Below are 20528 nucleotides of genomic sequence, written 5' to 3'. Positions count from 1 at the left end.
GGTTCCCGTGACCGAATCGACCATCACCACGGTGCTCGTGGCGAATCGCGGGGAGATCGCCCGCCGCGTGTTCGCGTCGTGCCGTCGGGCCGGACTGGGGGCGATCGCAGTGTTCTCCGATGCCGACGCGAACAGTCCGCATGTCGGCGACGCCGATGCCGCCGTGCGACTTGCGGGAGTCACCCCTTCCGAGGCCTACCTCGACGGGAAGAAGATCGTCGCGGCAGCGTTGGCGACGGGCGCCGACGCGGTCCACCCGGGTTACGGATTACTTTCCGAGAACGCACGATTCGCGCGCGAAGTGCTCGAGGCGGGGTTGATCTGGATCGGACCGCGCCCGGAGTCGATCGAACGGATGGGCTCGAAGGTCGAGGCCAAGAAGATCATGGCCGACACCGGTGTCCCTGTTCTTGCCGAACTCGACCCTGCCGACATCACCGACGCCGACCTCCCGGTGCTCGTCAAGGCCTCCGCAGGCGGCGGTGGGCGCGGAATGCGGGTGGTGCGGACATTGGCCGACCTGCCTGGGCAACTCGACGCGGCCCGCCGGGAGGCCGCGTCGGCGTTCGGCGACCCGACGGTGTTCTGCGAGCGGTATCTCGAGAACGGGCGGCACATCGAGGTCCAGATCCTCGCGGACCGCCACGGCACGGTGTGGGCGGTGAGCGAACGCGAATGCTCGATCCAACGTCGCCACCAGAAGGTGATCGAGGAAGCCCCCTCGCCGCTCGTCGACGCGATCGAGGGGATGCGCCCACGCCTGTTCGACGCCGCCCGGCGCGCCGCTCAGGCCATCGGGTACGAGGGCGCCGGCACCGTCGAGTTTCTCGCGGACCGCTCGGGGCGGTTCCACTTCCTGGAGATGAACACGCGCCTGCAGGTCGAGCATCCCGTCACCGAATGCACGACCGGGCTCGATCTCGTCGATCTCCAGTTCCGCATCGCCGACGGTGACCTCCTCGACCCCGAACCACCCCCGGTACACGGCCATTCCGTGGAGGCCAGGCTCTACGCCGAGGACCCGGCCCGAGACTGGCAACCGCAGTCCGGCACCGTGCACCGTTTCGCGCTGCCGCAGGAGGCACGCGAGTTCGACGTGCTCCGGCACACCGGTGTGCGCGTCGATTCCGGTGTCCTCGCGGGATCGGAGGTCGGGGTCCACTATGACGCGATGCTCGCCAAGATCATCTCGTACGCACCGACCCGTGACCGCGCGGTGCGGCTGCTGGCATCGACGTTGACGCGCACCGAGATCCACGGCATTGTCACCAACCGCGACCTCCTCGTCGCGGTGCTGAAACATCCCGCCTTCCGTGCGGGGGAGACCGACACCGCCTTCTTCGACACCCACGGACTCACGGAACTGTCGGCACCGCTCGCCTCAGCGCACGCGGAAGCGGTGTCCGCGATCGCCGCTGCTCTGGCGGAGTCGGCCACCAATCGCACCGCTGCCACGGTGAATGCGGGACTGCCCTCGGGATGGCGGAATCTGCCCTCGCAGCCGCAGGCCACACGATTCACGGGCGTCCACAATGACCACGTGGTGCGTTACCGAGTCACCCGCGACGGTGTCCACGTCGACGGCCGTGACGACCTCGGTGTCGTCGGGTTCGCCCCGGATCGCGTGGTTCTGGACGTCGACGGTGTCCGCCGGCATTTTGTGGTGGCGCGATACGGCGACGCGGTGCACGTCGACTCGTCGCTCGGACCGGTGCGCTTGACTGCGGTGCCGCGTTTCGTGGACCCCACCGCCCGAATTGCTGCAGGATCACTGCTCGCACCCATGCCGGGATCGGTGATCCGGCTCGGCGCTGCCGTCGGCGATGTGGTGGAAGCGGGGAGGCCGCTCGTGTGGCTCGAAGCGATGAAGATGGAGCACACCGTCACCGCACCCACTGCCGGCACGCTCACGACGCTCGCCGTCGAAGTCGGCGATCAGGTCGCCGTCGGCACCGTCCTCGCTGTCCTCACCCCGCACGACGTGTCCGCACCGGTCGAGAGCCCCGACAGCGAAGGGGGCCACCACATCGAGGAGTTGTCATGACCGAACCCGATCCGGTGGTGGTGCGCTACGTCGTCGACCACGGCGCTGCGACACTGACCCTCGACTCCCCGCACAACCGCAACGCCCTGTCCGTACCGCTGCTGACCCAACTGAGCCGCGGACTCGTCGACGCGGCCGCCGACCCCGCCGTCCGCGCGGTCATCCTCACCCATACCGGTGGAACATTCTGTGCCGGAGCGGATCTGAGCGGATCTTCCGGATCCGCGCAGGAAACGGCTGCCGCACACACCCGCGACATGACGGCCTTGCTCCGGCAGATCCTGGAGCTCCCCAAGCCGGTCTTGGCCCGCATCGACGGGCACGTCCGCGCCGGCGGCATGGGTCTGATCGGTGCCTGCGACATCGTGGTCGCCGGGCCGGCGTCGACGTTCGCACTTACCGAGGCACGGCTCGGTCTGGCCGCGTCGATCATCTCCTTGACCGTGCTCCCGCGATTGTCGCCGCGCGCAGCGGCACGGTACTTCCTGACCGGCGAACGGTTCGGTCCCGAGGAGGCGTCCTCCGAGGGTCTCGTCACCCTGTCGGTGTCCGATACCGACGCTGTCCTGGTGGAGTTGCTCGCGGAGATCCGTGCCTGCTCACCGCAGGGTCTGGCCGAATCGAAACGCCTCGTCACGCAGCGGATCCTCGAGGACTTCGATCGTTACGGAGACGACCTGGCAGCACGTTCGGCGCGGATGTTCGGTTCCGAGGAAGCCGCGGAGGGGATGACGGCGTTCCTACAGAAGCGGCGCCCGTGGTGGGACATTCGGTGAGAGGGTGTCACCCGAGGCCCTGCGTCATTTTGTGCGGAGCGAATACCGATCCTGCCGATCTCGTCACCGGGCGCCGGGTGCGCGAAACGACCGTCTCCACCCTGCTCGGCGACGCGGTGCTGAAAGATCGTGGCACGCCCGGGCATCGGGTGGTCTCGATCGCATCGGATCTCGCCGGAGAGAACGGGTTCGAAATCGACGGCGACTCGGTGCTGCTGGATCTGCCGCCCGATCGCGGCCCGACGTCGTCCGCGCGCTCGTCGCCGACGGCGTGGATGTGTTGTCGGTCGGACCGGCCGAACGCATCCTCGAGGACGTGTTCCTCGAAATGACCACTCGTTCCACACCCACGAAGGGGGCGTGACATGTCCGCCTCGACACTCCGCTCGCACTCCGATTCCACCTCACTTGCCGAACGGCACAACACCGTTGCTCGGAGCTTGCGTGCCGAGTTGTACCGGTTGCGTTCGTGGCCGGCGATGTGGACGACGGTCGGCACGTGGTTCCTGCTCGCGATGGTTTTCGGCTACGTATTCCCGTACGTCTCCTACACGACCCGAACGGCCGGCTTCCCCACGGAAGGGGAGCCGACCGAAGCGTTGCTGCAGAGCGTCCTGCCCGAATCGATCCCTGACTTCCTGGTCCAGGGCACACCGTTGTTCGGTGGTGCGCTCGTGCTCGTCCTGGGTGCTCTCATTGCCGGGAACGGGTACAGCTGGGGAACGTGGAAGACCGTGTTCACTCACGGCCGTCTGCGCCCGACAATCGGTGCCCTGCTCGCTCTTGCGGTGATCGTTGCCGCGATGGTGGTCGTCACCGCTGTGCTGTGCACGGTCGTGTCTGTCTCGCTCGCCACGATCGAAACACAACCGCTCACGATGCCGTCGGCCGGCGCACTTCTTCGCTCCGCGGGTGCGGCGTACCTCGTGTTCATGATGTGGGGAACGATCGGCTTCGCCCTCGGCACCTACGCCCGCAGTGCGGCGCTGTCGGTCGGCCTGGGGCTGGTATGGACGGTTGTCGTCGAGAATCTGCTGCGAGGCGTCGGCTCCGCGCTGCAGCTCGTCGAGGACGTGACGGCCTTCCTGTCGGGAACCGCAGCCGGATCGCTCGTCGGCGCGGTGACCGGGGGAGGGGAGGGCACACCCGGGGTGGTGGATGTGATCTCGGGACCGAGGGCGCTCATCACCGTCGCCGCCTACATTGCCGTCGCAGTGGTCGCCACCGGGATTCTGGTGCGGAGCCGGGACGTGAACTGACCGCAAAGATTCTGCCGGTGGGATAACCGGAACAGGGCCGGGGTACCCGATCGAACATGACGACCAGCTCGAGGGGCCCTGGCGATTCGAACCCCGATTTCTCGCCGCCCGCGCGACGTAGCGATACTCCGGTACCGCCATCCGGGGCGACACCGGATCCGGACGCTCCCAGCAGGCTGCATCCCGACGTCGCCCGGGGCAAAGGCATCAGAGGCACCCGCACCGGGGCGTTGTGGACTGCCCTGATCGTCGGTGTGTTGATCCTGCTGTTGCTATTGGTGTTCATCCTGCAGAACCTGGACAGCGTCACCCTCGAACTGTTCGCGTGGGACTTCTCGTTGCCGCTGGGTGTGGCACTGCTGTTCGCTGCGATCGCCGGAGCGGTGATCGTCGGCCTCGCTGGGGGTCTGCGGATTCTGCAGCTCCGCCACGCCGCCAACCGGCAACGCGCACGCACCGTCCGGTAAGACAGATCTCCGACTGCAGTACACCCACGCCGGCCGCTCTTCCTTCGTAGAGTGAAAGATCTCGAGTGGGGAGAACGCCATGGCCGCCACAGGACCGACCGACACCTCTCCTGTGCGCGGCGGGGCGGCGGCCACGATCGGCGTCGAAGAGGAATTCGTCCTGGTCGATCCCCGTACCGGTCGTCCCCTCCTGCGCAGTCTCGACGTGCTCGCGGCCGGACGCACACTCGGCATCGAGCTCGAGGTCGAGCTCTCCCCGTGTCAGGTCGAGACCGCCACCACGGTATGTACACACCTGCAGGACCTACGCGAAGAGCTGCGCCGCTCCCGCGCGACGGCCGCCGACGCCGCAGCGCGCGCAGGATGCCGGCTCGTAGCGGTCGGCACACCGATCTTCGAACCTCCGAGCGGATCGGTCACCGTCACGCCTCGCTACCAACGCATGGCACAGCACTATCGTGGCGTCACCGACGGCGTGATCTGCGGATGCCACGTGCATATCGGTGTCGACGATCGTGACCGCGCGGCCCAGCTCATCAACCATCTGCGCCCATGGCTTCCCGCCCTGCTGGCGCTGACCGCCAACTCGCCGATCACCGACGGCCGGGACACCGGATATGCCAGCTGGCGATACCTGCGGTGGGGGCGCTGGCCGAGCGCGGGACTGCCCCCGCAGTGCGCCTCGGCCGCGGAATACGACGCGGCGGTCGAATCGCTGCTCACCACCGGCACGATCCTGGATCCTCGAATGGTCTATTGGGATGTGCGGATCTCCGCGCGTCATCCGACCCTCGAGATTCGCATCGCGGACGTGCCCGCGACCGTCGAAGAGACCGTCACGCTGGCCACCTTGGTGTATGCATTGGTCGCCCAGGCGACGGCGTCGATCGAACGCGGTGAGGCGGCGCCTTCGGTCGATCAGGAGCTGCTGCGCGCGGCGTGCTGGAGAGCGGCCCGGGACGGTCTGGCGGGGCACGGCGTCGATCTCGGCTCTGCGCAGTTGGTTCCGGCTGTCGACCTGATCCGACGCCTGCTCGCTCAGCTCCGGCCCGTCCTCGAGGAACTCGGCGTCTATTCCTCCGTGCACGACGCTCTGGCGGTGACCCTGGACCGAGGCAACGGCGCGATCCGGCAACGTCGTGTCCTCGAGAGCGGTGGTTCCTTCACCGAGGTGGTTGCCGACGCGGCGCGACGCACTGTGGGGGGTTGACCCTCGGCCGTGGTTGCCGGCAGCGCCTGGAACGCACCTGTTGCTACACCGTGGCGCGAGTTCGAATCAAATGGAATTACCCCCCGAGTGAGGGATGGTTCTCGCCCTGCTGCGTCGGCCGAGCCTTCGATAGGTCGATGCATCGGCACCGCGACGCCGGTCGCACTCGAGCATGCGCAACGGCTCCTAACCGACTGTCATGTCACCGCACCGTTCGTCGAGTCCGAGGGTGACGACTACGAACTCACCATCTGCCCCGCCGTCGACGGCACGGCGCGCGTCGGTCGCATACATGCGAAGGGCCGAGCTGGCGGAGATTCGACGTTGTTGACAGCAGAGCACCAGGCTCGACACTGATTTCATGCCAGCCGAACTGCGCTCTGTGACCGTGCACATCGACACCGGTCGTTGGAGCGAGACGGTTCTCACCGAGGTGAGTTTGGAGGTTCCGGCCGGGTGTATCACCGCCCTGCTGGGAGGTCCCGGTGCCGGGAAAACGATGATCACCTATGTCCTCACCGATCGTCTGCCCGTGACCGCGCAGATCACCGGCGAGGTGCTGATCGAGGGCACCGTCGGCTACATACCCCAGGACGGCATCGACGCCTTCGTCCCCGACCGCACCGTCGGTGAGCAACTGCGGGAGCTCGAGCAGCCGCAGGGCAAGCGGACCGTCGCTCGAGCGTGTGAGGCGGTCTACTATCCGGTGGACGCTCTCGCGTCTTTGCCGAAACACCATTCGGCTGGGCAGATTCAGCGCGCGGCCCTCGCGGCGGCCTGCTCGTTGCTCCCGACATTCTGATTGCGGACGGTCCGACCGCCTCTCTGGACCGGGGGACCGCATTCGGCGTGTGGACATCGCTTCGCGAGTGTGCTGACAGCGGGACGGCTCTGCTCGTGGTCACCGGCGATGTCCCCATGCTCACTGCCACCGGCTACGCAGATCTGATCGCGATCGTCGAAGAGGGACGGTTGCTCGCTATGGGGACCATGGAGGAACTAGCAGATTCCGCGAGCCCGCGGGTGCAGTCGTACTTCCGGCCGGGACTCTGAGATGTTCCGAACGGCGGGTGCCCTGCCGACAGGACCCCGTCCGAAGGCTACGAAGGTCCGGTCGGTTGTCGGGAGTACCGAGATGCCCGGACGGGTCTAACACCGGTCCTGAACTGGGGCGATGGCACGTCCTCCGGTCTGGGTAGCCTCACTGCCGGCGCTGGGAAACGCACATCCTCGGAGCGGTTCTCATCCGGAGAAATACGTGATCGCCCCTGGTCACGGTGTTTCGCCGAAGTCCTCGGGGGTGAAGTCGCGCAGCTGCCCGTTGACTACGTATCCACGATGTTCGAGGGTCTGGAGCGCCTCGATGTACTCCTCCCGGCTGGTGTCCGGGTGGGTGCGTAGTCCGTCGACGGTCGCCGGGTACCCCGGCCCGTGGCTCATGAGGTCGACCAGGGTCCAGAGTGCGACGGGATCTCCTATGAGGTCTTCACTCCACCGGTGTGGGATGTTGACGCCATCGGAGGTGGCCATGGGAGGCAGGGTGTTGTCGCTCATGGCCTCGACAGTAGGTCGCAGGCGGCCCCGGAGACAGGGGTCGACCCGACTAGCCAGTACACCGAACCGTCCCACTCGGCGGACTGCCTCCGCGTCGATATGCCGGCCTATGACGGACGGGCCCCTGTGAACCAATGGGCTCAACTCACGCTGAAACGCAGGGCGTAAGCGCACCGCCTCACGATGCCGCAGGTATTGTCACGACGTGACTGATCGTCGAAAGATCCTCTACGTCGACCTCGACAACACGCTGGTTCACTTCAAGTCCGGAATCGATCGGCTCGGCGCTGCCGATTTCCAGGAATACCAGGACCGCTATGACGAGGCACCCGGGATCTTCGCGCTGATGGATCCCGTCGACGGTGCGATCGAAGCATTCACACTGCTGGCCGAACACTTCGATGCGTACATACTCTCGACTGCTCCGTGGAAGAACCCGTCAGCGTGGTCGGACAAGCTGCTGTGGGTGCAGAAGCATTTCGGCATCGAGCCCACCTCCGTCGCCTACAAGCGATTGATCCTGTCGCACCACAAGAACCTCAATCACGGAGACTTCTTGGTCGACGACCGCGACCACAATGGCGCGAAGGACTTCACGGGTGAACTGGTCAAATTCGGCAGCGCCGAGTTTCCCGACTGGGATGCGGTAACCGCCCATCTTCTGGCTGCAGTCAGGAACTAGCGCCATCCCGTAGGCTGCGGACTGGGTCGAAACGATCAAAAAACCTGCAACGCCCACTAAGCAAGTCTTCCTCGGCGTCGTCATTTCTCACGGGTTTGCCATGTGCAGCAGGGTCTTGGCATCGGCATGCGCGAGCAGCGGATTTTCGCAGCTCGGAATAAGTCCTGGGCTCTGCCCCGGTTGTGTGAAATGACAAGTAGATCTGTTGGCGGTTCGAAGGTTTTGAAAAGGCCGGAGTTTCAGTGCTCCCATCCGAGTAGGTCGCAACTGTTTTCCCGCATACCCCCACAGGTGTTGTGACCGGCGACACACGCAGCTCGCCGGTTCTTCTACAGCTCAGGGTGCCGACGAAGTCTTCCTATCGGGGGAGAGACGATCAGCTTCACGCACGCGCGGGCACGATTCGCCTACCGGGCGTCGAACCGTGAGAGCTCTTTCATATGCTTGGCGGTACGCACGCCGTAATCGGCGTCGGTCGCGTACGGTTCCACCGATCCGGACACCGACCGGCGAGTGACGTGCGTCTCGTCTGGGCTGCACCCAACAGCCTGCGACGTGTCAGACGAGCCGGAAAGGCAGAGGAGCGCAGTGAGCACCCCGGAATTGGCACAGTGGAACTCGCAAGAGGCTATTGCGGAAGCAATGATCCCGATCATCGGCGGTCTGCACCGCCGGCATTCGGTCACGATCTTGCTTCACAGCCGCTCCCTCGTGAACAAGTCGGTGATCGGTATTCTGCGGACGCACCGTTTCGCGCGTCAGATCCGCGGCGACGAGCTGTCGGTCGAGGCAACCTTCCCGTTCCTCCAGGCGTTGACCGACCTCGACCTGCAGCCGTCGAAGATCGACCTCGGCCTGCTGGTGACGGATTATCAGGCCCAGGGTGCCGGACGATCCATCCCGGATTTCGTCGCTGAGAGCCTCGCGGATCTGGTCGGCGGCGCGCAGACGAGCCCCGCGAAACCGCAGGACGTGGTCCTGTACGGGTTCGGGCGAATCGGCCGGCTCGTCGCCCGTCTGCTCATCGAGAAGGCAGGCTCGGGCAATGGGCTGAACCTGCGTGCTGTGGTGGTCCGTAAGGGAGGTGACGACGACCTGACCAAGCGTGCCTCTCTGCTGCGTCGCGACTCCGTCCACGGACAGTTCAACGGCACGATCAAGGTCGACACCGAGAACAACGCCTTGGTCGCCAACGGCAATGTCATCAAGTTCATCTACAGCAACGATCCGGAAAGCGTCGACTACACCGAGTACGGCATCGACAAGGCCATCCTGATCGACAACACCGGAATCTGGCGCGACCGCGACGGTCTGTCGAAGCATCTCCGCCCCGGTATCGCCAAGGTGGTGCTCACCGCACCGGGTAAGGGTGATCTCCCGAACATCGTGCACGGTGTCAACCACCGCGACCTCGACCCGGACGAGACGATCGTGTCGTGCGCGTCCTGCACCACCAATGCCATCGTTCCGCCGCTGAAGACCATGGACGACAAATTCGGTGTGGTGCGTGGTCACGTCGAGACGGTGCACTCGTTCACAAACGACCAGAACCTGCTGGACAACTACCACAAGGCCGACCGTCGCGGACGTTCCGCGCCGTTCAACCTGGTGCTCACCGAGACCGGCGCCGCTTCGGCGGTCGCGAAGGCGCTTCCCGATCTGAAGGCGAAGATCACCGGCAACTCGATCCGCGTTCCTACGCCGGATGTGTCCGTCGCGATCCTTCACCTTCAGCTGACTCGTGAGACCACCAAGGAAGAGGTGCTCGAGCACCTGCACCAGGAGTCGCTTACCGGTGCGCTGCGCCGCAACCTCGACTACACCTCGGCCACCGACGCAGTGTCGAGCGACTTCATCGGCTCGCGCGCGGCGTGCATCATCGACGCCAATGCAGCGATCGTGGATGGCGACACCGCCATCCTCTACGTCTGGTACGACAACGAGTTCGGTTACTCGTGCCAGGTCGTGCGAACGGTCCAGTACCTGTCGGGTGTGGAATACCCCGTCTATCCCGTCACGGAAGCCGGCCCCGTGGAGCACGTCGAGGAACCTGCCGCTGCACAGGCATAACAGTCCTGCGCAGACTGCAGTAACGACAGTCCGCTAGGGACCCGCCGACGAGGGAACCCATCCTTACCTGAGGATGGGTTCCCTTTTGCGTTGGGCCATTGGTGGCGTCGAGGAGGAGTAGCGGCCGTCGAAACTCGGGGGAGGTTGTGTGCGGTTCCGGCGAAGAACACGCACACAACCTCCCCCGAGTTCGTCACTCTGGAACTGATGCACACCGCGCGGTCGGCGAACTCTCCGGCCCGACTCGGTCAGGGCTGGTAGTCGGGGTACTTCGTGTGCAGCTGGAAGTACCCCGTCACGTTCTCGCGGAGCCAGTCCTTGCCGTCCTCGGGTGTGCGACCGTCGCAGATCGCGTCGCCTTCGATGCAGACTCGTTCGACGTGGATCTCACCGAAGTCGTTCCGGCCGCCGCCGAGCGTCACACCGGGAGCGACGGGACCCGGGAACAGGGTCTCGACGCCGCGGTCGTCGCGGGGGTCGGAATAGAGGACGCCCGAGATCCGTTCGGGGGGAACGGACCCGTCGGCTGCGATCTCGGCGAGAACATCGCCCGCGATCGAGGCGCCCTGCGAGTAGCCGAGCACCAACAGGTCCGAGTCGGGGCAGGTGCTGTGTCGGACGGTGATGGTCTGGCGGAGTCGCTGATGCCCGATCTGCTTCGACCTGTCGTAGGCGATGGTGCCGTCGTCGTCGATGCCGTCGAAATCGTCGTGCGAGCCGGTCCCGGGCAACGGCACAACCACTGCGGGGTAGCGGATGTGTTCGACCACGGTGCCGGGAGACTCGAACCGAGCGGAGATCTTCGCCAAGGGGGATGCCGGGTCGATCGAGTCGCGGGTTTCGAAGCCGCGGGTTCCGTCGACGGCGAGGACGTACCGTTCAGGGCAATTGCGGACCGGGTCAGCGGACGCGGAACCGACCGGACCCGCGACGCTCAGACCTGCGGTGAGCAGACCTGCGGCGAGCAGGCCGACGGTGCGTGTGCGTCTGCGATCGATCCGGGACATGCGCGATTCTCCTCGTGTGCCCCCGCCAGACAATAACTGAGGTCGATGATATCGATGTCCCGTTTGTTCGTCATGTTAAGGATGCGTGCTTTTCGGTGATCGTGGTCACCCCCGACCGGTGACTCCGGTGGCATGTCCGTCAGGGCTGGTCGGCCGGGATGCGGGCGGCCAGCTCGGTGATGAAGCCGGCGATCTCGTCGGGGTTCTCTTCGGCCATGAAGTGGCCGCTGGTGGTGCCCTGGTAGGTGAGATCGGGTGCCCACGCCTGCCAGAGGGCCGAGGCGTCGAAGCCCAGTTGCGAGCCCCAGTCCTGGGAGATGACCGCGACGGGCATGGTGAGCCGAGCCCCGCGTTCGCGGTCGGCGAGGTCCATGTCGAGATCGATGCCGGCGGTGGCGCGGTAGTCGGCCACGATCGAGTCGACAGAGTTGATCGAGCTGGTGACGTAGTGATCGCGCTCCTCGGGCGTGAAGGTGGTTCCGGTGGGGTCCCACGCATCGAGGAACGAGCCGAAGAATTCCGGGGCGACAGCGGCGATCATCTTCTCGGGCATCCCTGCGGGCTGGGCCATGAGGTAGAGGTGCCAGGCAACCTTGGCGTTCACGCCCTGAAGTACGGCCCAGGTGTCCATCGTGGGAAGGACGTCGAGGATGCCGAGGTAGTCGACGGCGTCGGGGTGGTCGAGTCCCGCACGGACGGCGACGAGCGCACCGCGGTCGTGACCGACGAGCCCGAAGTGGTCGAAACCGATCTCGCGGGCGACCGCGACGATGTCGTTCGCCATGGTGCGCTTGGAATACGACTCGGGATTGTCGGCCGGGGGTTGGTCGCTGGCGCCGTAGCCGCGCAGGTCGGGGACGATCACGGTGTGGTCGTCAGCGAGTGTGTGGGCGACGTGGCGCCACATGTAGTGGGTCTGCGGGAAACCGTGCAGCAGGACGACGGCCGGACCTTGCCCGCCGATGGCGACGTTGAGCTTCACGCCGCCGTCCCCGGTGATCGTGCGGTAGGTGAAGTCCTCGATGGTGCAGCGGGTCATGGGGTCTCCGTAGTCGTAGTCGTGGTGGAGGTTTCGGGGTGGCCGGAGAAGATCCCGGCGGGCAGGTCCGTTCGGCCGGCGGACGCGGTGAGCGCGGGAATGATGACGGTGTCGACGAGGGCTTCGAGGTAGGTGTCGTCGACGGTGAGACCGTTCGCTCGTCGCAGGAGCAGGACTGTGCCCACGACCTCTTCGTATGCGAATGGTTGAGCGCCCGATGGGAGTTCGCCTCGCGCAACGGCATCGTCGAGGACCGCCTGGGGGAGGCGTGCGCCTGTGGGGCCGACGGTCTCCTCGATGGCGTCGCACAACTCCGGGTCTTCGAGTCCCGCGTGGAGCAGCATGAAGGCGGCGTTGCTGTCGGTTGCGGACATGGTGAGGCTGAGGCGTTGCGCAAGCATCAGCAGATCGTCGCGGAGTGTGTCGCCGCGCCGGAGTGGAACCGCCGAGGGATGCGCAGGGGCGTCCTTCACTGCTGCGAGCACCATGTCGCGCTTGGACGGCCAACGTCGATACAGCGTTGCCTTCGACGCCTGGCAACGTCGAGCGACCGCTTCGAACGTCACGCCCTCGTAGCCTTGTTCGGCCAGTAGTTCGAGAACGGTGGTGGTGATCCGACGCTCGAGTTCGGCGTCGCGTGGACGTCCGCGTTGCGCAGGCGGCTCATTCAGATACGACACGTTCCGTATCGTAAACCAGACGGCCGCTGTTCGGCGAACTGCAGGGTCGACACCCGCGTCTTTCCGGTCGCGGTCGATTGTGATGCACTGTCTCGCTGTCGGCATAACGGACATCGGCGAGGAGATCGGTATGGGATCGAGGTATCACCATCTGGCGTTCGGCCCGGAGGCGGTCGCTCGTCAGGAAGCTGCGGGCAGCATCGTTGCCTATGGTGCCGACCTCGACGAACCCGACCGAGGACCTCAGCCGTTGGGTGACCGGGAACTCGCTCTCGTACGCGAGAGCTTCCAGTTCCACATGGCGACGGTGACCCCGAGCGGATGGCCCTATGTCCAGTACCGCAGCGGACCCGTCGGGTTCCTGCACCACCTCGGTGGGCAGACGATCGGGTTTGCGGATCACCGAGGCAACCAGCAGTTCGTCTCGGTCGGGAACATCGCGGACAACGGGAGGGTCGCGCTGTTCCTCGCCGACTTTCCGCTGAAGAGGCGGTTGAAGGTCTTCGGTACCGCGCGGGTGGTCGATGCGGACGACGACCCGCAGCTTCTCGACCGGCTGCGCGATCTCGGTGACGGTCGGAGAATCTCGGCGCGATGTGAGCGAAGCATCGTCATCGATGTCGAGGCCTTCGACTGGAACTGCTCACGGAGCTTGATCCCGCAGTACACCGACGAAGCGGTCCGCGCCCGGATCCGTCCCTACATCGACGAGATCAACGACCTCCGAGCCGAAGTGGATTCTCTTCGGGCACAGCTGAAGGCGGTGGGGGAGAACTGACGGCCGCCGAGGGGCGCGCGTGCAGGCTCAATCCCGGCCGAGCTGTCCGACAACCAGATGCAGTGCCGCCGTGGTGGTGAGAGTCCGGACCCGTTCGCGGTCTCCGGGGAAGCGGCGGGTGACCGTGTACGTCGGCCGTCCCTCGATCGCGACGCCGAAGCACACCGTGCCCACCGGCTTGGCCTCGGTTCCCCCGTCGGGGCCGGCGACCCCGGTGGTGGAGACCGCGACGTCGACCTTCAGGCGCCGTCGGGCACCCTCGGCCATGGCTGCGGCGACCTGCTCGCTCACCGCCCCGTGTTCCGCGATCATCTCGGCCGGTACGTCGGTCAGATCGGACTTCGCGTCGTTGGAGTACGAGACGACGCCACCCATGACATAGGCCGACGACCCGGGACGGTCGGTGAGCCGCGCGGCGACGAGTCCGCCGGTGCACGACTCCGCAGTCGCGATCGTGCGGCCGTCGAGGACGGCGATCAGCTGGTCGTCGATGGTGGAACCGTCGGTCGAGAAGATCTCGCGTCCATGGTGTTCGGTGAGGACGTCGAGAAGGCGATGGTAGATATCCGCGTCACCGGAGGCGACTCGCGTCACCATGTCGAGTTCGCCGTGTCGGAGACAGGTGGTGATCTCGAGGCGTTCGAGGCCGGCGATCTCTGATTCGGCCCGGCGCAGCGTCTCGGCGAGTTGTGCCTCGTGCAATCCGTAGGCGCGCACGGTGTGCTGCTGCAGGTCGTCGGCTCGCGCCAACACGTCGGCGACCGCGGGGGAGGCGACCGCGCTCGGCCACATCGCCTGCAGCTCACCGGGCGGGCCGGGCAGGATGACGATGGTCGGTACCGGCCGTTCGCCGGTGACCGCGGGGATGACCACGCCCGGCGCTGTACCGGTGGGCGGCAGGGCGGTGGCACCGGCGGGCACGTGCGCCTGCTTCCGGATCCCGATACGCGTCGGCCCGGTGTCGAGATCGGGGGTGTCCGGGCGGAACCGGCGGATGACACCTGCGATGTGTTCTTCGAGTTCGGGGTCGAGCAGCAGTTCGCGATCGCAGTACTCGGCGACGGTGGGGACGGTGAGGTCGTCGGCGGTGGGACCGAGACCCCCGCTGGTGACGATGAGATCGACGCCCTGCTCGGTGAGGAAACGCAGCTGTGCGGTCAGGTCGGCGGGCCGGTCACCGCAGATCGTGATGTGGGCGACGTCGACGCCGAGTTTCAGGAGTTGGTCGGACAACCACGGTCCGTTCAGGTCGGAGATCCTCCCCGTTAGCACTTCGGTCCCGGTCACGATGATTCCTGCACGCACGCTCACGGAGCCGAGCCTAGTCGGCGACGATCATCGTGGACGCCTCACTGCCTTGTTGCGACGGTCTGCGAGGCGGGCGAGCTCACGAAGCATGCCGGGAGCCCGGCGCGCCATGGTCAATACTGCCCGGTCCGAGACGGTCGGGCGTGGTGGCAGCGCAGGCTGTGCAGGACGGGCCCCGACCGTCGCCCTGAACACCTGGACCTGACCGGGCACACCTTTGAGCCGATGCCTGCCCAGGTCGGTGAAATCGAAATCTCCGCCGACCGCAAGCTCGCGCACCGCCTGTGAGCATCGCACCTCGCCAGGCCCGGAGGAGGCAGCGATCCGCGCTCCGATATGGACCGTCATTCCGGTCAACCCGGGACCGGCGCGGGTCACCGACCCGACATGCACGCCGGAGCGCACAGAAAATCCGAGAGTCGATGTCGATCGGATAATCCGGTGCGCGCACTGCAGTGCGGCCACTGGACCGTCGAAGACACTGAGGGTCCCATCGCCCGCGATGCCCACCAGCGTGCCTCCGCCGGCCTCGACCTCCGCACGCACGAGTCGGTCGTGCGCGCCCAGCAACCTCGCGAACCGGTTGTCACCGACCTCAGCGAGCAGGTCGGTGGAGCGGACGACATCGGTGAACAGAACCGCGCCCAGGAACCGATCGGCCTCGACCGGATGGTCCGTGCCGCTGACGAGTTCCTCCACGTGGTCGAGAACAGGAATCAGCACTTCACCCAGGGTTGCGCCGAGGGCGATCGGTGGCAGCTCGTAGAAGCGGCCGTTCGGAATCTGCGCGGCCATCCTGCGGCCGGCCTCTCGAGCGAACAGAGTGTCCGGCTGATGCAACACCTTCGTCGGGCATTGGATTGCCGGCAGAATCAAGGAGTAGTTCGCGCGGAGAGCCCACTCGAGATGTTTCTGGGCAGTTCTCGGTGTGGCGGAGCAGCGTTCGAGCAGCGCCATGATCCGTCGATTGTGTGGGACATCGAGGGTCGGGTGCGCCAGGGACGTGAGCTTCCCTTGACCCCAGCATGCGTACGCATCCCGATACGACTCGACGAACCGGTCTCGCTCGTCAGCAGTCCATCCCGGTGGCGGATCACCGTCGGACAGCAGGGTATCGGACCAGGGTTCGGCGAGGACCAGCCCGGAAACGCGGTCGGGGTGCCGAGCCGCTACCAGGGCAAGGGGCCCGCAGGTGCTGGCTGCGCCGACGAGCGTGGCGCGATCGACCTCGGCGTCGTCGAGCACCGCGACGACGTCGTCGGCCTGCTCCTCGAGCGTGGGGACGTGCTCGACGGGATCGGACAGTCCGAATCCGCGTCGCTGGAAGAACAGCGAACGCGCGAAGCGGGCACAACGTTCGAAGTTGTAGTGGAAGTGCGGATCGGTCCACATCAGATCCGGATGCATCATGTCTTCGAAGAACCACGCGATCGGATGTGGCCCCTCACCCACGATCTGATACGCCAGTGCGGCGCCGTCGCGCTGGATGTACCGCGTCACGGGCGGATCCATGGGAACAACGATAGGCGCCGGTCGACAGCGCGGCGAGTGTCGGCTGTCGAAACCGACCGGCGACGGAAACCGGCCTCTATCGTGAGGTTGCTGAGGAAAGCGTGGTCTTCACGGCGCGTCTCGCATGAGACGGGTGGACGCCGGAGCAGGGGTGTGCTGCTTTCTGTGGTCGCTGCAGCGCTGCTCCTGGGTGTCTTCGCATCAGGGTGCGCTTCGATGCGCGGCGGGGTGGAAGGCAATTTCGGTCGGGCAGCGCAGCAGATCGGTTCGGCGGCGGTCTCGGCTCAGCTGAGCCTGCAGGTTTCGCCGACGGTCACAACACCACCGCCGCCACGGACACCGCCCTGTCGGACATGCTCGAAGAGGTCGACCAGGCCGTCTCGGCAACCGCGGATCGAGAGGTGGACACCCCCGGCCAGGGAACCCTGCGCGCCGAGGTCCTGCAGGCGGCGAACACGGTTAGATGAAAAGTCTCTTCGCCGTCGCTCTCAGAATCCTCACCGCGATCGGGGGATTTCTCGACATCGGTGATCTGGTCACCAATGCCGTGGTGGGCGCGCGTTTCGGGTTGTCCTGGGTGGTGCCGGTAGGCGTGCTGGGAATCTGTGTCTTCCGCAGATGTCCGGCCGCGTCGCTGCGGTCAGCGGCCGAGCCACTTTCGAGATCATTCGCGAACTTCTCGGGCCGCGCATCGCAGTGGCGAATCTGAGCGCGTCGCTTCTGATCAACCTGTCGACGTGGACCGCCGAGATCGGTGGTATCGCGCTGGCGTTGCAGTTGGCGAGCAGTGTGAACCCGAAGATGTGGATTCCGGTAGCCGCCCTGGCGGTGTGGCTGGTGATCTGGCGGGTGAAGTTCTCGGTGATGGAGAACGTCACCGGGGTGGTCGGACTGTGCCTGGTCATGTTCGCAGTGGCGGTGTTCCTTATCGGCCCGGATTGGGAGGCAGCTCGCGAACCAGATGTTCACTCCATCCCTGGCGGACAGCGAAAACCTGGCGGCATATCGGTATTACGCGATCGCGTTGTTCGGTGCGGCGAGGACTCCGTACGAGGTGTTCTTCTTCTCCTCCGGAGCGGTGGAAGAGAAGTGGACGGTGCGGGATCTCGCGAAGTCCCGGCTCAACGTTCTGGTCGGATTTCCCCTCGGCGGCATCCTCTCGGTGGCCATCGCCGCACCGTCGGCGATCGTGCTGATGCCCCCTGCTCGTCCGGTTGTATCGGCCAGTGGGGGAGTGCCGTCGCCGGAGGTCGTCGGGATTCTCCTCTCGCCTCGCCGGCGCGCCGCTGACCGATCACGCCGCGGCCTCGACGATGCTGGGCAGAGTTACCACGCTCCGGCGGCGGCACGTCGCTGCTGCCGACGCCCGCCTCTTCCGTCGTGACGTCGCCTTGCCGGTATCCGCTGCGCACGTCGACGCAACGCCAGCTCGTGCTGCAAGCGCTCCGCAGACAGCTTGCCCGGACCATGAATGCTCGTGCCGTCCGGCCGTTCGATCGTGGTGGCCATCGCCGTGTTTCTCCTCGAGGATCTCGAAATTCGCCAGCGCCCAGTAGTACTCCTCGACAAGTGCTGGGGCAATGGAATTTACGCCATTCTGCTGAGCACGAATGAACACCAGGCGATCACGAGTGACGGCGTTGTGTCCGCTGCCGTGGACCAAAAGCACTTCCGGCCCACGGCCACCGAAACCGAGTCCCGACAGCACGCCGTCGTCGACGGGCACTTCGATACGGGTTCCCGACACCATCACCATCCCTCGCCGTCGATAGCTCGGCGAGACTGTCTACCGCAGAACGTCACCTCCCCCTCATGAGACAACCGATCCATCCGATCGGTCAACGGAATTCGGCCGAGCGCCTTTGCATCGGATCTCAGGCCGCAACAGGCGCGCGACATCCGCACCGCACGGCACGCCCCTGCTCGTCATCGGGAAGCCACCCGTACTCGTCGCAGTCGCCGCACTTCGGGTGGAGGACACGGGGCGTCGACAGCGACCGCCACAACGGCAACCATCCGTGCGCCAGTCGCATCGGATTGCCCGGTCTGTGCACGGATTTCGCTGCCGCAACCAGAGCCGGCACGCCGTGTGTGGCGACGAGTGCTTCGATCGCCGCTGCCGCATCGGGTTTGAGGTAGACGAAGGTCGCGGTGAGTCCGGCCTGCCTGCATGCTGCCGCAAGCTCGACCACCGTGGGACCGAGCGGTGTCTTCGCGACGCGCGGTGTGCGGTTGGTTTCCGTCCTTGGTGTATCGGTACTTGAAAGAGCGCCTGGGTCTCCGATGTCCGCGCTGCCGCGGGTCGGATTCTCAGGCGCCGGGTCGGTGGCGGGACGTTCGTAGATGGTCTGGATGGTGATCCATTGGCCGAGCTCGTTCTGGATCTTCTCGCGTACCAGGTAGCCGAGGTCTGCGAGCTCGCGCAATGCCGAGCGGATGGCGTCGCGACCTTCTTTGGGCGACTGCGCCGCGATCGAGTCGGCGCGGGTGCGCCAGTCGTCGGGCTTGGACAGCAACCAGACGAGCACACCCCGCGCGCGGAAGGACAGCCGCTCGTCGGTGATGACGGCATTGCTGAGGACGGTGAAGTTGGCGGCAAGGCGCGGTCCACGACGCACCCCGCCGGCCAGGGTATTCTGACCCACGTTCGACTCCCTTACAGTCGGACATCCGGCCCGTCGGGAGCTGCAACTCCTGGCGGGCCTTATTCGATTGTGGCCGCGCGGATCGGCGGCGTGCTGGCATCGTGCCACCGTCTGTACAAGGCGCGCAAGGAATCGAGCGGAGGGTGCTCGAGTTTCGGTGTTCTCGACCTCGCTGAGCGGGGTCCGGAACACCGAAGTTTCATCGGCGCTAGGGGGACGCTTCGAACCGCGCCTCGACGTCGGCGGTGAGGGTGACGCGGTCGGGTTCGAAGACCAGCGCGGGTTCGGCGGACTCGGGTGCGCTCATCGCATCCGAGCGCAGCATCGCGGTGCGCATCATCGGAGCGCCGCCCGCGTGGACGGGTGAGGGCTGGGAGCCGAGCATGCCCGGATCGGCGATGGCCACCGCACGAACGGTGTCGAGACCCAAGGACGTCGTGTACGCCTTCGCCTTGTCGAGGGCGTCGCGGACGGCGAGGTCGCGGACCTGTGCGAGTCGCTTCTTTCGCGCCTTGCGGGTGATCCACCACTGGAGATCGGCGACGGTGACCACCTCGAGTTCGGCGACCTGCTCGACGAACGCACCCACAGCGTCGAACTCGTGGAAGGTGACGGTGATCGACGCCGACGAGTTGTACACCCACGGCCGGTTCTTGCCTTCGCGGTTGAACGGGCGCCGCCGGCTGTGGCGTACCCGATCGAAGGTCCACCGCTTCACCGGGTTCGGGGTGCGCTTGTGCAGTTCGGTGACGAGATCGGTGATGGTGGCGACGGCCGCGGTCACCGGTTCGGCGGCCTGCTTGCGCGACGAGCCGTCGGCGTGCACCCGCAACACCGCCGTGCACCGGTTGGGTGCGACGGTGCGCTCGGCGTGGCCGGTGACGGTGATCGTGACGGGAGGCTGGGTCATGCGCACGAGTGTGCCAGCGCGAGCCGTCCCCGTCGGGCAGACGGCACGTGCCACGGTCGGAGCCGTCGAATCCGACCTTCCGGGCGTCGCATTCGTGCCACTCTGAACTTGTCAGAAGTGAGAGGTGTGACTGGTGGGACGACTGGGTATCTGAGTTGGGTCGAACTAGCCAGTGTTCACGAAAGGACTGCACATGCTCGGACTCGGAATCCTCGGTTGGATCATCATCGGTGGTCTCGCCGGTTGGATCGGCAGCAAGATCATGGGCACCGACGCCCAGCAGGGCATTCTTCTCAACATCGTCGTCGGCGTCATCGGCGGCTTGATCGGTGGTTTCCTGCTGAAGGTCTTCGGGGTGGATGTCGAAGGCGGCGGACTGATCTTCAGCTTCCTGACCTGCCTCCTCGGCGCGGTCATCCTGCTGTTCCTCGTCAAGGCCGTCACCGGCCGAGGCGTGCGCCGCTGACCGCTCTGCATCAACGAGGTCCCCGATACAACCCCCGACCGCTCCCGCGGGTGTTTGGGGGGGGGGGCCTAAATAACAAAGGTAGCGGAACCCACAGGGAGCGGGCGTGGTTTTATAAGAC

Annotated in this window: 20 protein-coding genes and 1 pseudogene; 12 read left to right on the top strand and 9 right to left on the bottom strand. The window is 65.9% G+C overall.

Going from position 1 to position 20528, the window contains the following annotated elements; genetic code table 11:
- Positions 1 to 7: 7 nt before the first annotated feature.
- From A5767_RS17975 to A5767_RS23425, 7 genes are all read left to right on the top strand, one after another.
- Entirely contained in the window at positions 8 to 2044 is a 2037-nt protein-coding gene (locus tag A5767_RS17975; protein ID WP_064852848.1) for an acetyl/propionyl/methylcrotonyl-CoA carboxylase subunit alpha, read from the top strand.
- Positions 2041 to 2820: an enoyl-CoA hydratase family protein gene (locus A5767_RS17970; RefSeq protein WP_064852847.1), complete on the top strand. Its 780-nt coding sequence runs from the start codon at positions 2041 to 2043 to the stop codon at positions 2818 to 2820. Before A5767_RS17975 ends, A5767_RS17970 begins: the two co-directional genes overlap by 4 nt.
- A gap of 365 nt (positions 2821 to 3185) precedes the next feature.
- Complete coding sequence (locus A5767_RS17960) at positions 3186 to 4079, top strand: ABC transporter permease (RefSeq protein WP_064852845.1); 894 nt, start codon at positions 3186 to 3188, stop codon at positions 4077 to 4079.
- Between the two features lie 56 nt (positions 4080 to 4135).
- A complete protein-coding gene (locus A5767_RS22780; RefSeq protein WP_024100963.1) occupies positions 4136 to 4546 on the top strand; it encodes a LapA family protein in 411 nt (136 codons plus the stop codon).
- 79 nt (positions 4547 to 4625) lie between these two features.
- Positions 4626 to 5756, top strand: a complete 1131-nt coding sequence (locus A5767_RS17950; protein ID WP_064852844.1) for a carboxylate-amine ligase — start codon at positions 4626 to 4628, stop codon at positions 5754 to 5756.
- A 361-nt stretch (positions 5757 to 6117) separates the two neighbouring features.
- The gene (locus tag A5767_RS23430; RefSeq protein ID WP_197483274.1) at positions 6118 to 6558 is read left to right on the top strand and encodes an ATP-binding cassette domain-containing protein; all 441 of its coding nucleotides are present in this window, start codon (positions 6118 to 6120) and stop codon (positions 6556 to 6558) included.
- Between the two features lie 47 nt (positions 6559 to 6605).
- Positions 6606 to 6809 (top strand): hypothetical protein, encoded by a 204-nt coding sequence (locus A5767_RS23425; RefSeq protein WP_197483273.1) that lies wholly within the window; start codon positions 6606 to 6608, stop codon positions 6807 to 6809.
- A gap of 219 nt (positions 6810 to 7028) precedes the next feature.
- Here A5767_RS23425 and A5767_RS17940 read toward each other — a convergent pair whose 3' ends face one another.
- A complete protein-coding gene (locus tag A5767_RS17940; protein ID WP_064852843.1) occupies positions 7029 to 7310 on the bottom strand; it encodes a hypothetical protein in 282 nt (93 codons plus the stop codon).
- A gap of 205 nt (positions 7311 to 7515) precedes the next feature.
- Here A5767_RS17940 and A5767_RS17935 point away from each other — a divergent pair, with 205 nt between their 5' ends.
- Both A5767_RS17935 and A5767_RS17930 read left to right on the top strand, forming a co-directional pair.
- On the top strand, positions 7516 to 7992 hold the full coding sequence (locus tag A5767_RS17935) for a 5' nucleotidase, NT5C type (RefSeq protein ID WP_064852842.1): 477 nt from the start codon (positions 7516 to 7518) through the stop codon (positions 7990 to 7992).
- A 588-nt stretch (positions 7993 to 8580) separates the two neighbouring features.
- On the top strand, positions 8581 to 10062 hold the full coding sequence (locus A5767_RS17930; RefSeq protein ID WP_071934991.1) for a glyceraldehyde-3-phosphate dehydrogenase: 1482 nt from the start codon (positions 8581 to 8583) through the stop codon (positions 10060 to 10062).
- A 248-nt stretch (positions 10063 to 10310) separates the two neighbouring features.
- Here A5767_RS17930 and A5767_RS17925 read toward each other — a convergent pair whose 3' ends face one another.
- The 3 genes from A5767_RS17925 to A5767_RS17915 form a co-directional block, all read right to left on the bottom strand.
- Positions 10311 to 11069, bottom strand: coding sequence for a cutinase family protein (locus A5767_RS17925; protein WP_019289445.1), 759 nt, complete (start codon positions 11067 to 11069; stop codon positions 10311 to 10313).
- Positions 11070 to 11208: 139 nt separating this feature from the next.
- Positions 11209 to 12108 (bottom strand): alpha/beta fold hydrolase, encoded by a 900-nt coding sequence (locus A5767_RS17920; RefSeq protein WP_064255629.1) that lies wholly within the window; start codon positions 12106 to 12108, stop codon positions 11209 to 11211.
- The gene (locus A5767_RS17915; protein ID WP_064852840.1) at positions 12105 to 12788 is read right to left on the bottom strand and encodes a TetR/AcrR family transcriptional regulator; all 684 of its coding nucleotides are present in this window, start codon (positions 12786 to 12788) and stop codon (positions 12105 to 12107) included. Before A5767_RS17915 ends, A5767_RS17920 begins: the two co-directional genes overlap by 4 nt.
- A gap of 130 nt (positions 12789 to 12918) precedes the next feature.
- Here A5767_RS17915 and A5767_RS17910 point away from each other — a divergent pair, with 130 nt between their 5' ends.
- The gene (locus A5767_RS17910; RefSeq protein ID WP_231780628.1) at positions 12919 to 13566 is read left to right on the top strand and encodes a pyridoxamine 5'-phosphate oxidase family protein; all 648 of its coding nucleotides are present in this window, start codon (positions 12919 to 12921) and stop codon (positions 13564 to 13566) included.
- Between the two features lie 27 nt (positions 13567 to 13593).
- Here A5767_RS17910 and A5767_RS17905 read toward each other — a convergent pair whose 3' ends face one another.
- Positions 13594 to 14877, bottom strand: a complete 1284-nt coding sequence (locus tag A5767_RS17905; protein ID WP_064852839.1) for a competence/damage-inducible protein A — start codon at positions 14875 to 14877, stop codon at positions 13594 to 13596.
- A 24-nt stretch (positions 14878 to 14901) separates the two neighbouring features.
- Positions 14902 to 16386, bottom strand: a complete 1485-nt coding sequence (locus A5767_RS17900) for an adenylate/guanylate cyclase domain-containing protein (RefSeq protein WP_064852838.1) — start codon at positions 16384 to 16386, stop codon at positions 14902 to 14904.
- Positions 16387 to 16849: 463 nt separating this feature from the next.
- Between A5767_RS17900 and A5767_RS17890 the strand changes: the two are divergent.
- A pseudogene (locus tag A5767_RS17890) lies at positions 16850 to 17614 on the top strand (NRAMP family divalent metal transporter); the annotation flags it as partial.
- Positions 17615 to 17680: 66 nt separating this feature from the next.
- On the opposite strand, the gene A5767_RS23420 reads toward A5767_RS17890, so the two are convergent.
- From A5767_RS23420 to A5767_RS17875, 3 genes are all read right to left on the bottom strand, one after another.
- Positions 17681 to 18136: a hypothetical protein gene (locus tag A5767_RS23420; protein ID WP_197483276.1), complete on the bottom strand. Its 456-nt coding sequence runs from the start codon at positions 18134 to 18136 to the stop codon at positions 17681 to 17683.
- Positions 18137 to 18260: 124 nt separating this feature from the next.
- Positions 18261 to 19031 carry a helix-turn-helix domain-containing protein gene (locus A5767_RS17880; protein WP_082937738.1) on the bottom strand — a complete coding sequence of 257 codons (771 nt, stop codon included), beginning with the start codon at positions 19029 to 19031 and terminating at the stop codon, positions 18261 to 18263.
- A gap of 208 nt (positions 19032 to 19239) precedes the next feature.
- Positions 19240 to 19941 (bottom strand): SIMPL domain-containing protein, encoded by a 702-nt coding sequence (locus A5767_RS17875; protein ID WP_033098183.1) that lies wholly within the window; start codon positions 19939 to 19941, stop codon positions 19240 to 19242.
- A gap of 193 nt (positions 19942 to 20134) precedes the next feature.
- On the opposite strand from A5767_RS17875, the gene A5767_RS17870 reads away from it, so the two are divergent.
- The gene (locus A5767_RS17870; protein WP_019289453.1) at positions 20135 to 20407 is read left to right on the top strand and encodes a GlsB/YeaQ/YmgE family stress response membrane protein; all 273 of its coding nucleotides are present in this window, start codon (positions 20135 to 20137) and stop codon (positions 20405 to 20407) included.
- Positions 20408 to 20528 lie beyond the last annotated feature (121 nt).

Origin of the sequence: Rhodococcus sp. 852002-51564_SCH6189132-a (assembly GCF_001665495.1) — a bacterium.
GTDB classification, from domain to species: Bacteria; Actinomycetota; Actinomycetes; order Mycobacteriales; family Mycobacteriaceae; genus Rhodococcus; species Rhodococcus pyridinivorans.
This window is presented reverse-complemented; position numbering and strand designations above follow the sequence as displayed.

What these genes read in the sequence shown, in the direction of transcription:
- A5767_RS22780 (WP_024100963.1), top strand. Translation starts at nt 4,136, where the DNA reads ATGACGACCAGCTCGAGGGGCCCTGGCGATTCGAACCCCGATTTCTCG.
- A5767_RS23430 (WP_197483274.1), top strand. Translation starts at nt 6,118, where the DNA reads ATGCCAGCCGAACTGCGCTCTGTGACCGTGCACATCGACACCGGTCGT.
- A5767_RS23420 (WP_197483276.1), bottom strand. Translation starts at nt 18,136, where the DNA reads ATGGTGTCGGGAACCCGTATCGAAGTGCCCGTCGACGACGGCGTGCTG.
- A5767_RS17875 (WP_033098183.1), bottom strand. Translation starts at nt 19,941, where the DNA reads ATGACCCAGCCTCCCGTCACGATCACCGTCACCGGCCACGCCGAGCGC.
- A5767_RS17925 (WP_019289445.1), bottom strand. Translation starts at nt 11,069, where the DNA reads ATGTCCCGGATCGATCGCAGACGCACACGCACCGTCGGCCTGCTCGCC.
- A5767_RS17940 (WP_064852843.1), bottom strand. Translation starts at nt 7,310, where the DNA reads ATGAGCGACAACACCCTGCCTCCCATGGCCACCTCCGATGGCGTCAAC.
- A5767_RS17950 (WP_064852844.1), top strand. Translation starts at nt 4,626, where the DNA reads ATGGCCGCCACAGGACCGACCGACACCTCTCCTGTGCGCGGCGGGGCG.
- A5767_RS17910 (WP_231780628.1), top strand. Translation starts at nt 12,919, where the DNA reads ATGGGATCGAGGTATCACCATCTGGCGTTCGGCCCGGAGGCGGTCGCT.
- A5767_RS17960 (WP_064852845.1), top strand. Translation starts at nt 3,186, where the DNA reads ATGTCCGCCTCGACACTCCGCTCGCACTCCGATTCCACCTCACTTGCC.
- A5767_RS17870 (WP_019289453.1), top strand. Translation starts at nt 20,135, where the DNA reads ATGCTCGGACTCGGAATCCTCGGTTGGATCATCATCGGTGGTCTCGCC.
- A5767_RS17900 (WP_064852838.1), bottom strand. Translation starts at nt 16,386, where the DNA reads ATGGATCCGCCCGTGACGCGGTACATCCAGCGCGACGGCGCCGCACTG.
- A5767_RS17970 (WP_064852847.1), top strand. Translation starts at nt 2,041, where the DNA reads ATGACCGAACCCGATCCGGTGGTGGTGCGCTACGTCGTCGACCACGGC.
- A5767_RS17920 (WP_064255629.1), bottom strand. Translation starts at nt 12,108, where the DNA reads ATGACCCGCTGCACCATCGAGGACTTCACCTACCGCACGATCACCGGG.